This is a genomic window from Hymenobacter terrenus (assembly GCF_000972495.1).
Taxonomy (GTDB): domain Bacteria; phylum Bacteroidota; class Bacteroidia; order Cytophagales; family Hymenobacteraceae; genus Hymenobacter; species Hymenobacter terrenus.
The window spans coordinates 1-12,410 of record NZ_LATM01000058.1 but is presented as its reverse complement, the minus strand read 5'-3'; the positions used below and the strand labels follow the sequence as shown (position 1 = coordinate 12,410).

Genomic DNA, 12,410 nt, shown 5'->3' with positions numbered 1-12,410 from the left:
ACACGGCCGAAGGCCGCGTGACTCGCGCCGACGCCCTGCTCGCGCTCGTACCGGCCCACAAGGCCGGGCTACCCGCTTAGTAACCGGTCCCTCCTTTGGGTCCCCGAAAGCCGTCTACTGAGGACTTGTAGTCCCCGGTAGACGGCTTTTTATTGGTATAGGGGCGGAGTTGCACTCCGCGGCAGCCCCGCTTTCGACGTATATTCTTGAAAGAGCGAAAGAGCCCGTTAGCTAGCTGGTCAGGCGCGGGGCAATGCTCGGCAGGCAGGCTTGGCCATCCGCTTTCAGGAGTGGCCCTACGTGAATGAGTGATGGAGCAGCGCCAGTGCTTGGTGGCACGCCACTCAGTTCTCATTGGCTGGAAGACCGTAACGCTGCGCTCCTCTGTTTTTTACCCTGCTGAAGCACCTGGGCCTGACGGCGGCTACCCCTATTCCCGGCCCACTTGCAGCATGAGGCAACCATCTATTGTCTAATGAGGTAACAGGATGGCAACCTCCACTACTATGAAAACCTTCGACCAATTTTCTGCCACTTCCCGCCGGGACTTTGTGCGCCTGCTGTCGCTGGGCGTGGGTTCTACCCTGGTTGGCAATGCGCTGGGCCAGTCCCTTGGGGGGCTTGGGACGCCGGGCAGCGCTCAGGCAGATAAGCCCCTCGGGGTGGCGCTGGTGGGTCTGGGCAAGTACAGCACCGGCCAACTGGCCCCAGCCCTCCAGCAAACCAAGCTGTGTAAGCTGACTGGCATCGTCACGGGCTCGCCTGCCAAAGCCAAGCAGTGGCAGCAGCAGTACCAAATCCCCGACGCCAACGTCTACAATTACCAGACCTTCGACCGCATTGCCGATAACCCCGCCATTGACATCATATACGTAGTGCTGCCCGTGGGCCTGCACGCCGAGTACGTAGAGCGAGCGGCCAAAGCCGGCAAGCACGTCATCTGCGAAAAACCCATGGCGACCTCGGCCGCCGACTGCCGTCGCATGATTGCCGCGATGCAGAAGGCCGGCAAGAAGTTCAGCATCGGCTACCGCCTGCATTTTGAGCCCCACCATCAGGAAATGATGCGCCTGGGTCAGCAACAGACCTTCGGCCCCATCAAGCGCCTGCTGGCCGACAACGGCTTTCGCTTCAACAACGACACGCCCTGGCGGGTGAGCAAGCAGCTGGCCGGCGGCGGGCCGCTCATGGATATGGGCATCTATTGTGTGCAGGGCATTATCTACACCAAGGGCCAGCTGCCAACCTCGGTCACGGCCAAATTCGCGCCCAAAACCGACCCCGTGTTGTTCAAGGAAGTAGAAGCTGGTGTGAATTGGCAAATGCAGTTTGCCGATGGCTCGGTGGCCGACTGCCGCACCAGCTACGCTGAAAACCTCAGCAGCCGCCTGCGGGCCGAAGCCGCCAACGGCTGGCTGGAATTGCAGCCCGCGTTTAGCTACGGGGGCATTGAGGGCCGCACCAGCCAGGGCCCCATGAACCTATCCAACGTACCCCAACAGGCGCGCCAGATGGACGATTTCGCCGCCTGCGTGCTGCACAACACGCCCACCCGCGTGCCGGGCGAAATGGGCCTGCGCGATGTTCAGCTGCTGGAGGCCATCTACCGCGCCGCCGAAACCGGCCAGCGGGTTTCGACCAAAGACGTGGTGGCCGTACTCGACAAAACCAGCAGCCGCTAGGAACCTTCCGCCCCACCTTTGCTCACGCTAAACCGCTGTGAGAACATTATCGATTTTGTCAGGCGCGCATCAGTCACGGCAATTGGTCAGCACCTCGTCCATACTGCGCAGCAGGTTGGCACGCATAGATTGCAGCTGGGCAATTTTCTCGTCAATCGCGGACAGCTTGCCGGCAATGCGGACCTTCTTCTCGGCGGCCGGCAGCTGCTCGTTGGCCCACAGGTCCAGCACATCGGCAATTTCGGCCAGCGTGAAACCCAGGTCTTTGGCTCGCTGAATCAGGACCAACCGGGTGACGGTCGTGGCCGGATAGGCCTTGTAGTTATTGAAGGGAGAAGGACGACCTTCTGCTTGCAGCAGGCCCATTTTCTCGTAGTAGCGGATGGTATCACGCGAGACACCGGTCTGCTGCACAATTTCGCCAATTAGCATATCATTAGAAAAAGTAGGGTCTAAATTTACGTTGGCTGGAGCAATGATGGGTGTTGGTGCAGGTAGCCAATGGCCTCGCGGAGGGCGTGCTCGACGGGCCGGGGACGAAAGCCGAGCACTTGCCGGGCCTTGCTGATGTCGTAGTCCAGGCGCAGGCCCCAGAACATATCCACGAATGAGGTTTGCAACAGTGGGGCCTGGCCAGCAAGCTTGCCACCCGTTTCCATGAGCCAGGCCAAGCCCCGGAGCAGCGGCCGGGGCAGGCGCGGCGGCGTTTTCAGCGGCTGCTCGGGAAACAGCTCATTGAGCAAACCAATCGTTTCGCGGATGCTAGTGCCGCGTTCCTGCGCCAGGATGTACCGCTCCCCAGGCTTGCCAGCGGTAGCCGCCGCCACGCACGCCTGGGCCACGTCCTGCACGTGGGTCCAGTTCAGGTAAATATTAGGGTCGATGGGCAGCTTGCCTTGGTAGATATTGGCCAGAATCTGGTACGACTCATTCAGGCTAAAAATCTCTGCGCCAATCAGCGTACCCGGCAGCACGCTCACCAGTTCCAGGCCCAGCTCTTTTGCCAATTCCAAGGCTAGCTTCTCCGAGTCGTTTTTAGAGTTGTAGTACACATTGCGCCGGTCGGGGTTGTAGCCACGGGCCTCGCTGGTGGGTAGGTGCGCATAGTTCAGCGCCGCGATGGATGACACATACACCACCCGCCGCACCCCGGCCGCCGCCGCGGCTTCGAGCAATTGCCGGGTTCCTGTCATGTTCACGTTGTAAATTTCTTCCTGCGGGTTCCGGGCCCAAAGCTTGAAGACTGCTCCCACGGCGTACACCGTGTCGACGCCCTGCATGCTCCGCTCCAAGTCGGCGAGTTTGGTGATGTCTAACGGCACAACCTCACAGGCCAAGCCAACAAATGGCGCGTTATTACTGGGATTGCGGACGCCGGCGCGCACGCGGGTGCCGTGCCGAAGCAGTTCCCGCACGAGGTTGTTGCCGAGGTGGCCGTTGGCGCCCGTCACTAGGGCTAAGTTAGAATTTGCCATATGCAGTAAGGGTAAGTGAATAATTAACAGAACACCCCAAGTAGCACCGTGGAGTATAGTCCACGGTCAAGTCATTTTGCCAAATCCTCCAAAACAATTCCGCAACCCCCACATTATCAATATCATATTTTCCAATCTCCGCGTACCTGTGCTGCTATTGACAGCTGCCAGCTGCGGCTTAGGCCAACTATCCTTCGGCCTAGTATGGCCTCGGCAGGCAACAGCCCGTGCATGTCCAAGTGCTTTCAAGTGGTAAGAGTAACCGAAACTTCCAGGCTCGCCTGGAAATCAAATTTTTTAACACCTGATTCCTAAATAGGTGAAATCCTTTAGTTGTTAAACAATTGTTTAAAATAACTGTATAAAACAATTGCTTGGCAATTATTGCCTACTACCTTTGCCACGCTCGTGCAACCTGCTTATATGAAAGCCCCCTCCCAATCTACTGAAGAGCGCATCCGCGAAGCTGCGCGTAAGGTATTCATGGCCAAGGGGTACGACGGCACCACTTCGCGCGACATCGCGGAGGCGTCAGGGCTGAACGTGGCCATGACCAACTACTACTTCCGCAGCAAGGAAAAGCTGTTCCAGCTTACGTTCGAGGACTTCCACCGGAAGTTCTTCGCAAAGATGAACAGCATTATCAACGAGGATATTCCCTTACGCAAGAAGGTGTCCCTCATGATTGACCATGAGTATGAAATGGTAGAGCAAAACCCGGATTTGCCCATGTTTGTGATGTACGAGATGCGGCGTAATCCCAACCTCTTCCCCGAACTACCGCCCAAGAGCCTGAGTAAGCACGCCTTCATTGTGCGGCAGGTGAAAGAGGCCATCGCCAAGGGCGAGATGAAGCCTATCGCCCCTATGCAACTCATGCTACTGATTACGAGCAATGTGCAGCATCCTTTCATGGCCAGGTCAATTGTCAGCCATGCCTTCAGGTTGAGTGAATCGGAGTTTGCGGCGCTCGTTGGAAAACATAAGCAGACAGTTAAAGACATGCTTTTGACCTACCTGTTCGGGCCGGAAAAAGAAGATTAGCAACGGCTTTTTTTTGCCCGGACTTTAAATGGTTGTTTAAAATAAATGTTTGTTCGAAAGTCATGCCCCGTACCGGTTAGCTCTCCCTGCCATTCGCCGTCCCGATTAGTCGTGCTCTAGTCCGGCTATGGCTTCAACAACAAAAAATATCAATACGGCCGGTGCCGCCGGCCTCGTGCCCGCAGACGTGCAACAAACCTTGCTGGAGCACTTTTCTTGGGCATCACCATGCCGGTGGGGGCTTTCGTGGCGCACCGCCTGTAAGAAGCCCCACCTTTTTATCGAAAGCAGCGGTCTGCTCATCGGCTACGTCCTTCGCCTCCCCCTCTTCTTCCTTTCCTCATGGCTATTCTTCCGCTTCACCCCGCCGCTACGCAGTACAATTCCCATTTTCGAAAGGCTTCGGAGGATGCCCACCAGCGTCCTGAGAATTTCGACCTTACTCCTATAGCTGACCTTGCCCGGCTGCTGGAATACTGCTTTTACCTTCTCATTCCTGGCGAAATCAGTATTCTCATTGCCTTCATTCGCGGGCTAAAATCGGAGCAACACCCCGCATGTCCGGCTGAAAAAGCACGATTCTCCAACAGGGTAGCCCTGCCCATGACCCGGCCAAGGCGCGGCGGTCGACTGAAGCGACCCCAGCCCATGGTTTAAGGTGGCTTAATGGCGCAGCCCAGTTTCCCACCCACGCCAGCTGCATTGTTCTACTCTACTTTACCGGGCCCGGTGAATAATCAGTACCCCCGCCAGGATGACCAGCATGCCCGCAAAATGCCAGAGGTTAAATGCCTCACCATCTAAGGTGCCCCAAGCCAAAGCCACGATGGGAATGAGGTAAGTGCTCGACGACGCAAACAGCGCCGTAGATTGCTGAATGAGCTGATTGAACAGCATCATGGCCACTGCGGTACTCATGGTAGCCAGCAGCGCGATGTAGCCAAAGGCCTCCCACGCACCCGAGACTGTCCGCAGCTTGTGCACGAAGCCCGTGCCCAGCAGCAGATATGCCAGCGCCGGCCCGCCAATGAGCAGCAATAGCACGGCCGTGACGGCCATGGGCGTCATCCCGCCGAGCTTGTGTTTGATGACGTTCACGCTTACGCCGTACCCCATGGTGGCAATCAGGATGTAGATGCCGTACCAGGCGTTGCCTTCGCCCGTGGGGGTATCGGTACCGCCGCTACCGCCAAGGAGCAGCATCACCACTGTGCCCACCAGCCCAAGCGTGATGCCCAGTACCCGCAGGCCCGTGAGCCGCTGGCCAAACAGCAGCGCGCCCACCAGCAGCGTAAAAATCACCGTGAGGGCATTGAGCACGCCAGCCAGTCCCGAGGCCAGCTTGGTTTCGGCATAGGCGAACAGAAAAGCCGGAATGAGAGTCCCTACCACGCCGCTCAGGGCCAACCACTTGAAGCGACTGCGCACCACACTTCCAACGTGACGCAGGGCAAATGGCAGCAGCAGCAGCGAGGCCACGCTCACGCGGGTGGCCCCCAGCTCCATAGCCGAAAACACCTCAAGGCCTTTTTTCATTAAAATAAAAGAGGTTCCCCAGATAGATGCCAGAATGAGCAGCAGTACCCACGCCAAGGGCGTTGTGACGCCAGGTGTGAGTTGAGGCGTACCCGTATTTTTTGGCCGTTGTGGGACTCCTGGCTGCGGAGAGGCTGTTTCTGCGACGATCCTGGCGTCGCCCGAAGCAACCGTAACGGGCGCAGTAGCGAGTGGGGGTGTAGTAATGGGTGGGTTTGAAGCAGGCATGGGGCAAAGGTACGAGGCTCCCGCATGGGAGTTCCTGGCTATTAAATACCTGGCTGGCCGAACCGGAGACTTACTTCGGCTGTTTCATTCTTGCCGATTCCTGCCGTAATTTTGTCGCCCGGTTTCGTGCCGATTTAGTCTATGTCCCATCCGTTCAAGGCCGTTAGCCTATCCTTCAAGAAAGCCCCGCTGGCCATCCGCGAGCTGCTTTCTTTAGACGAGGCCGCCTGTCGCCGCTTCCTGCATACGCTGCACCACGAATTAGGCCTATCCGACCTGCTCGTGCTCAGTACCTGCAACCGTACCGAGGTCTATTACGCGGCCGAAGACGACCGCAGCCGCGAAATCATCCTTGCTCTCGGTGACCTGAAAGGCCGCCCCGACGTGGGTCAGTTCCTCCCCTATTTCGACCTGCTGACTGATGCCGACACGGCAGTTCAGCACCTGTTCGAAGTAGCCATGGGCCTTGACGCCCAAGTAGTGGGCGACCTGCAAATCAGCAATCAGGTGAAGACGGCCTATCAGTGGGCGGCCGATGCCGACGCCGCCGGCCCCTTCCTGCACCGCCTGCTGCATACCGTTTTCTTCACCAACAAACGTGTTCAGACCGAAACCAGCTTCCGCGACGGCGCTGCTTCGGTGAGCTACGCGGCGTTAGAACTGGTAGAAGAGCTGACGGCTGACGTAGCCAACCCGCGTGTATTAGTAGTGGGCCTGGGTGAAATCGGGGCTGATGTCTGCCGTCACTTGGCCGCCAGCAAAGCCTTCCACGACATCACCATTTGCAACCGCACGCGCACCAAGGCCGAGGCTCTGGCCGAGGAATGCGGCATGCGTCTCGTTGATTTTGAAGAACTAGTACCTGCTCTGCGAGAGGCTGACGTTATTATTTCCTCCATCAACCGCGCCGAGCCGTTTTTCACCCGCGAGTTGGTCGAGCACCTCGATGTGCTCAGCTTCAAGTTCTTCGTCGATCTGAGCGTACCCCGCAGCATCTCCGCCGACGTGGAGATGGTGCCCGGCGTGCTGGTCTACAACATCGACGCTATCCAGAGCAAGGCCTCCGCTGCCCTGCAAACCCGCCTGGCCGCCGTGCCCCAGGTTCGCGCCATCATCGCCGAAAGCATTGCTGGCCTGAGCGACTGGGCCAAGGAAATGATGGTGTCGCCGCTCATCCAGAAGATGAAAGCCAGCCTCGAAATTCTACGCCAGGAAGAACTGGAGCGCTATCAGAAAAAGGCCTCTCCCGCCGAAAGCAAGCTCCTCGACGAAGCCACCCGCTCGCTGATGCAAAAGATTCTGAAGCAGCACGTACTGCACCTCAAATCAGCCTGCAAGCGCGACGAGGCCGATAAGCTGGTAGCCATTCTGGGCGAGATGTTTGACTTGGAAAAGCACGGCGAGGTTGCCGCGTAGGTTCTGTCATTGCGGAAAGACACAAGGAAGCAATTTGTCCTAGTTTCAATAACCAACCTTAGGAAGTGATTATCTCTATTAAAAAGCCCTGACACTGTATAGTGCCAGGGCTTTTTATATTATTTCGTTTTGATTAAGCAATAAATCATTCATAAAGAATGATTTAATCTGTCTTTATGAGCACAGTTGTTGACAAGAAGAGCTAGGGCGGCGTGCTGGCCGCTTTGGATGTGGCTCCTTGCTGTTCAATGTTACTACTTTGGCTGGAGCCTTCGGTGCAAGATGTTCCCACGATGTTCAGTAGCAAAGAGAAAACAGAAGAACCCGATTGAACGGTGCAGCAACAACCTGACTCATTCTACACGCTCGCCTGTCGAAACCGCGTCCTCGGCTGGTTTTGTGCACGGGGCGGGTTAATAATTATGGTGTTTGGCGATGCGGACCATCTTCTCGGACACGGTCACTTCCCACTCAGGGTAATGCGTCAACATGAAATAGTTGCGCAACGTCACTCCGTGTGCAGCAAGGTGACGTTGCCACTCCGCCAACGCCAGCGTGTCGGGTTCCAGATAGCCCTCGGCCCCGCCGTAAATCCCCACCAAAAGGCTGTCACTTTCGGTGTAGAACCGCGGCAGTTCCGATTGAAACCGGGGATGGGTACGGGAATAGGTCACGTAAAACCGTTTCATTCCGTCCCGTTCCGTCAACGACAGATACAGCAAGAGTAAGGTAGTACGTGCCTGCACGTGGTGCTCCGTGGCAAAGGCCCGCAGGCACCGTAAGACGGTGGTGTCATTGAGTTGGACATGGGTCGTACGGGCAAAAGAGGCTGGGGGCGCAGGGGTGGAGCAGCCGGCCGACATCGTCATCCCACCCAGCAAGACCGCGGCGCTGGCCCTGCGTCGCCCACGCGCGCAGCCCATGCTAACAAGGTGCCGCAGTGTGTTTGCGAGAGGGAAGTGGTGGGCCATAACAGGGTGGAAAAGGGGGGCAACTGCCGTCCGGCTGTGGAATGCGCTAGCGGTAGACTAGGTACACACCGTGCTTGTTGCTGGCGGTTTCGGGCGCCGCTTCCGCCAGCAATTGGGCCGGCACTAATGCGGTTGGCGAAAGACTACGGACGCAACAACACGCCAACGCCTGGCCTTACGTGGCAAATATGCGCTAGCTCGTTCGCTTAACCTAAACAGCTTCTTACAGAACTCCGCCACGGAACGGTAGCCGTCGGGATTGGGCTAAGCGCAGCTAGAGCAATCAAAGCTAGCTTTTAAGTAATTTTCAATGGGGCATGGGTGCCACAAACCGGGCCGTTGAGACGGTCCCTTGCTATGGTCAGGCCGCTCGCCCTGCTTTTGAGTACACTGTTGCTGACTGCCTGCTGGTCAATTTTATCAACTTAGCCGGGCCTTCGGCGGGAGATTCTCTATGGGTGGAATGGAAGAATCAGTGAAGCGCAGAGCGGACCAATCAGCGCTTAATCTTTCTCAATTAAAACTTTCAGTGCCTGGCTTTCGGCCATCGTTAGGGTAGCCGAAAGGCCGTTTTGGTCAGTGCTGGTCCAGTGAGTGGCCAGCGTGGCCGGCACTTTCACGGTAATGGCACCCGCGCCGTGGGTGATGCGAAACTCTTCCGATTCAGACCGCTCCAACGCATACGTTAGGCTTTCGCGCTCGGTCGGGCCCAAGGGAACCACGACGGCAACGCGGCCAGTCGCAGCAAAGTGAGCGACTTCCACCTCGGAGAGGCGCAGACGGATGGAATTATCCTCGAAACGAAGTTTCATCTGGGAACTGAATGGAGTGAAATCGACTATGAATCAATACGTAGGAAAGTAGCAAAGGATAGGTATCTGCCCAATATAATAATCTACTGTTCAGCATTCTTTGCCTCGCCATTCACGATGCGTCAGCCTCCGCAATAGATGTTGTGCCCCTGCCGCCATACAAAACCAAGTGCCATTGTACCAAAGCTTTCAGCTGACCGCACGGCTAAGCTACCCGGGGCACCCATAGGCACTAAATCGCGATGCGGGCCGCGCCGGCTTTCTACCCCTATTCGAAGCTGACCCCGGCTACTCACCAATAGCTCGTCGGCCGGGGTGAACAAGCGCGGCGGTATGCTGCCCGCGGTTGCTCACCCCGGCCTGGGTGGCCCGCAGCCGCCCCGCCTGTTTGCCCTACATTGGAGGTCAGGTGCGGGCCACACAACCCTGAAGCTGGTATAAGGTGCCGCTTATGGCCGAGACAGAACGCAGCGCAGCATGACGTTCTTTTCAGCATGGCGTTCTTGCAACTCCTTTCCGCGCCCAAAGCCTCCGCATGCTGTGCCCATGAAATTAAAAACCCTCACCCGCAACCTCACGCTTTGGGTATTACTGGCTATAGTGGCTGGGGCGCTGCTGGGCCATTTCCAGCCGGCCACTGCGGTGAAGATGGAATTCCTTGGCAAGCGCTTCATCGACGTGGTGAAGATGTTTATCAACCCCATTATCTTCCTCACCATCACGCTTGGCATTAGCACCATGGGCGACTTGAAAAAGGTGGGCCGCATTGGGGGAAAGGCGTTGCTGTACTTTGAAATTGTGACCACGCTGGCGTTGGCCATCGGCGTAGGAGTGGCGGCGCTGGTGCGGCCGGGGGCGGGCGTGGCCGTGGGCAAGCTCAGCGCAACGGCCGCGGATGAGTACACCAAACGCGCCGGACAGTTTTCGTGGTGGCATTTCCTGGCTGATAACCTGACACTGCAAGTGCTGCTGCTATCCATTCTGTTGGGCATAGGCCTGAGCAAATACGCGGGTCGCAAACCCATTATTCATTTTCTGAAAGAGGCTTCGACCTACGTGTTTCGTGGGCTACACTTGGTGATGCTTTTTGCGCCCATTGGGGCGTTTGGCGGCATGGCCCTCACCATTGGCAAGTATGGTATCGCCACGCTACTGCCCCTGGGCAAGCTCATGATTACCGTGTATTTAACCATGGCCGTGTTCATCTTTCTGGTGCTGGGGGCCATCCTGCGCTACTGCCGAGTGAGCATGTGGGCATTCCTCAAATACCTCAAGGCGGAGCTGCTGATTGTGCTCGGCACGTCGTCGTCGGAAGCCGGGCTGCCGGGGCTGATGGAGAAGCTGGAAGGCATGGGCTGCGCGCAACCCGTGGTGGGGCTGGTGGTGCCCACCGGCTACTCCTTCAACCTCGACGGCACCACCATTTACCTCTCGCTCGCGACGCTGTTTCTGGCCCAGGTATTCCATGTCGATTTATCCGGCACCCAGGTTCTCACCATGATGGGCATCCTCATGGTCACGAGCAAGGGCGCGGCGGGGGTGGCGGGCAGCGGCTTCGTGGTGCTGGCCAGCACGCTCACCGCCCTGAAGGTGATTCCGGTGGAGGGCCTGGCCCTGCTGCTGGGCGTGGACCGCTTCATGTCGGAAGCACGCTCCATCACCAACTTCATCGGCAATGGCGTGGCCACCGTTTTCCTGGCTCACACCGAAGGCGCGCTCGACCACGAAATGGCCGCCGAAGCATTGGGCAAGCGGCTCCGGCCGCTACGCTTGCGCCGGAATATTACCAGCGGCGAGTATCTGGGCGAAGTAGCCGAAGAAGCCGCCCCGTAGGGCGAAGCCTTCGCTTCGCCACGTTGAACGATACCCGAATATCTGGCCATGGTTGCGAGCCTTTGCGGGGTTGAATGATGCATGGGCAGCTTCCTGGCGGCGCGGGATGGCGAAGCAAAGGCTTCGCCCTACTTTTCGGATGGCGCGGGGGTGGCGAAGTGAAGGCTTCGCGCCACTTGTGGATATTTGCTTTGTGGAAACTTCGACCTTGCCTCGCCCCGCTCCTATGCGCCCGCCCATCCGCTTCGACCGCAATGAGCTGGCCGGCGCATTTGGTGACCTCGGCACGGATTTGCCGCTGCTCATCGGCGTTATTGCCGCTTCGGGGGTGGATAGCGCCGGGGTGCTTATTCTGTTTGGGCTGATGCAGGTTTTTACCGGCCTCTGGTACCGAATGCCCATGCCCGTGCAGCCGCTCAAGGCCTTCGCGGCGCTGGTTATTGCCCAGAAAATTCCGGGTCGGGTCATTTTTGGCGGGGGGCTGGCCATTGGCATCAGCATGTTTTTCCTGTCGATAACGGGGCTGATTGATGCCTTGGCGCGGCTCGTGCCCAAGGCCGTGGTGCGGGGTATTCAGTTTGGGCTGGCGCTACAGCTGGCGACGCTAGCCCTTACGAAATACGTGGGCGCTGACGGCGCGGCCGGCTACGCGCTGGCGGCGGCGGCCTTCACGATTACCGTGGTGCTGTTTGGCAACCGGCGCTGGCCGGCCGCGCTCATCGTTATTGCGCTGGGCGTGGTCTACGCGCTGGTTTTCAAGCTTGATATGGCCACGGCGGGGCGGGCCGTGGGGCTGCGCCTGCCCACCTGGCACCTGCCCCAGCAGGCCGACATCCTCACGGGAGCCCTGCTGCTGGCCCTGCCCCAGATTCCGCTTTCGCTCGGCAATTCCATCCTCGCTACCCGGCAGGTGGCGCAGGATTTATTCCCCGAGCGCCCGCCGCTCACCATCAGGAAAATCAGCTTCACCTATGCGCTGATGAACCTGGTGAACCCCTTCTTCGGGGGCTTTCCGGCGTGCCACGGCTCGGGGGGCATGGTGGGGCATTATGCGTTTGGGGCGCGCACGGGCGGTTCGGTGGTCATTTACGGCGGTATTTTCCTCACCATGGGCCTGTTTTTCAGCCAGGGTTTTGCCGACGTGGTGCAGATTTTTCCGCTGCCGGTGCTGGGCGTACTACTCCTGTTCGAGGCCCTGTCATTGGCCACGCTGCTGCGCGACATTAGCGAGCACCGGGCCGATTTGCTGGTGGCTCTGCTGGTGGGCCTGCTCTGCGCCGGCCTGCCCTATGGTTACCTCGTGGGCCTGCTCGTGGGTACGGCCATCTACTACGCCATGCGGCGCGGCTGGGTAGGCCTGGGCAAGCCCTTAGAAGCTGTTTGAGTTAATTTAGGGTCATGGAAAAGGTCGTC

The 12,410-nt window shown here is 58.2% G+C and carries 11 protein-coding genes; 6 read left to right on the top strand and 5 right to left on the bottom strand.

Going from position 1 to position 12,410, the window contains the following annotated elements:
- The first annotated feature begins 506 nt into the window (after positions 1–506).
- On the top strand, positions 507–1,682 hold the full coding sequence (locus tag WX88_RS25890) for a Gfo/Idh/MocA family protein (protein ID WP_046247332.1): 1,176 nt from the start codon (positions 507–509) through the stop codon (positions 1,680–1,682).
- A gap of 69 nt (positions 1,683–1,751) precedes the next feature.
- Here WX88_RS25890 and WX88_RS25885 read toward each other — a convergent pair whose 3' ends face one another.
- Both WX88_RS25885 and WX88_RS25880 read right to left on the bottom strand, forming a co-directional pair.
- A complete protein-coding gene (locus tag WX88_RS25885; RefSeq protein WP_046247330.1) occupies positions 1,752–2,114 on the bottom strand; it encodes a MerR family DNA-binding protein in 363 nt (120 codons plus the stop codon).
- A gap of 26 nt (positions 2,115–2,140) precedes the next feature.
- Complete coding sequence (locus WX88_RS25880) at positions 2,141–3,157, bottom strand: NAD-dependent epimerase/dehydratase family protein (protein WP_046247329.1); 1,017 nt, start codon at positions 3,155–3,157, stop codon at positions 2,141–2,143.
- A gap of 423 nt (positions 3,158–3,580) precedes the next feature.
- Here WX88_RS25880 and WX88_RS25875 point away from each other — a divergent pair, with 423 nt between their 5' ends.
- Together WX88_RS25875 and WX88_RS31095 are read left to right on the top strand one after the other, a co-directional pair.
- Positions 3,581–4,201, top strand: coding sequence for a TetR/AcrR family transcriptional regulator (locus WX88_RS25875; protein WP_046247328.1), 621 nt, complete (start codon positions 3,581–3,583; stop codon positions 4,199–4,201).
- A gap of 342 nt (positions 4,202–4,543) precedes the next feature.
- Positions 4,544–4,858, top strand: a complete 315-nt coding sequence (locus WX88_RS31095; RefSeq protein WP_046247327.1) for a hypothetical protein — start codon at positions 4,544–4,546, stop codon at positions 4,856–4,858.
- Between the two features lie 60 nt (positions 4,859–4,918).
- Here the strand turns inward: WX88_RS31095 and WX88_RS25865 are convergent, their stop codons facing one another.
- Positions 4,919–5,794 (bottom strand): DMT family transporter, encoded by an 876-nt coding sequence (locus WX88_RS25865; protein WP_046247326.1) that lies wholly within the window; start codon positions 5,792–5,794, stop codon positions 4,919–4,921.
- A gap of 312 nt (positions 5,795–6,106) precedes the next feature.
- Here WX88_RS25865 and hemA point away from each other — a divergent pair, with 312 nt between their 5' ends.
- Positions 6,107–7,381 (top strand): glutamyl-tRNA reductase, encoded by a 1,275-nt coding sequence (gene hemA / locus WX88_RS25860; RefSeq protein ID WP_046247325.1) that lies wholly within the window; start codon positions 6,107–6,109, stop codon positions 7,379–7,381.
- A 413-nt stretch (positions 7,382–7,794) separates the two neighbouring features.
- Here hemA and WX88_RS30590 read toward each other — a convergent pair whose 3' ends face one another.
- Together WX88_RS30590 and WX88_RS25850 are read right to left on the bottom strand one after the other, a co-directional pair.
- Positions 7,795–8,103 carry a hypothetical protein gene (locus WX88_RS30590; RefSeq protein WP_156176453.1) on the bottom strand — a complete coding sequence of 103 codons (309 nt, stop codon included), beginning with the start codon at positions 8,101–8,103 and terminating at the stop codon, positions 7,795–7,797.
- Positions 8,104–8,855: 752 nt separating this feature from the next.
- Positions 8,856–9,164, bottom strand: a complete 309-nt coding sequence (locus WX88_RS25850; RefSeq protein ID WP_046247323.1) for a DUF7009 family protein — start codon at positions 9,162–9,164, stop codon at positions 8,856–8,858.
- A 546-nt stretch (positions 9,165–9,710) separates the two neighbouring features.
- Here WX88_RS25850 and WX88_RS25845 point away from each other — a divergent pair.
- Positions 9,711–10,997 carry a cation:dicarboxylate symporter family transporter gene (locus WX88_RS25845; RefSeq protein WP_082116314.1) on the top strand — a complete coding sequence of 429 codons (1,287 nt, stop codon included), beginning with the start codon at positions 9,711–9,713 and terminating at the stop codon, positions 10,995–10,997.
- A 226-nt stretch (positions 10,998–11,223) separates the two neighbouring features.
- Positions 11,224–12,381, top strand: coding sequence for a putative sulfate/molybdate transporter (locus WX88_RS25840; protein WP_046247322.1), 1,158 nt, complete (start codon positions 11,224–11,226; stop codon positions 12,379–12,381).
- The last annotated feature ends 29 nt before the right edge of the window (positions 12,382–12,410 follow it).

Excerpts from the sequence above, each read along its gene's own strand:
- WX88_RS25890 (WP_046247332.1), top strand. The coding sequence starts at position 507 with ATGAAAACCTTCGACCAATTTTCTGCCACTTCCCGCCGGGACTTTGTG.
- WX88_RS25875 (WP_046247328.1), top strand. The coding sequence starts at position 3,581 with ATGAAAGCCCCCTCCCAATCTACTGAAGAGCGCATCCGCGAAGCTGCG.
- WX88_RS31095 (WP_046247327.1), top strand. The coding sequence starts at position 4,544 with ATGGCTATTCTTCCGCTTCACCCCGCCGCTACGCAGTACAATTCCCAT.
- WX88_RS25850 (WP_046247323.1), bottom strand. The coding sequence starts at position 9,164 with ATGAAACTTCGTTTCGAGGATAATTCCATCCGTCTGCGCCTCTCCGAG.
- hemA (WP_046247325.1), top strand. The coding sequence starts at position 6,107 with ATGTCCCATCCGTTCAAGGCCGTTAGCCTATCCTTCAAGAAAGCCCCG.
- WX88_RS25885 (WP_046247330.1), bottom strand. The coding sequence starts at position 2,114 with ATGCTAATTGGCGAAATTGTGCAGCAGACCGGTGTCTCGCGTGATACC.
- WX88_RS25845 (WP_082116314.1), top strand. The coding sequence starts at position 9,711 with ATGAAATTAAAAACCCTCACCCGCAACCTCACGCTTTGGGTATTACTG.
- WX88_RS25880 (WP_046247329.1), bottom strand. The coding sequence starts at position 3,157 with ATGGCAAATTCTAACTTAGCCCTAGTGACGGGCGCCAACGGCCACCTC.
- WX88_RS25840 (WP_046247322.1), top strand. The coding sequence starts at position 11,224 with ATGCGCCCGCCCATCCGCTTCGACCGCAATGAGCTGGCCGGCGCATTT.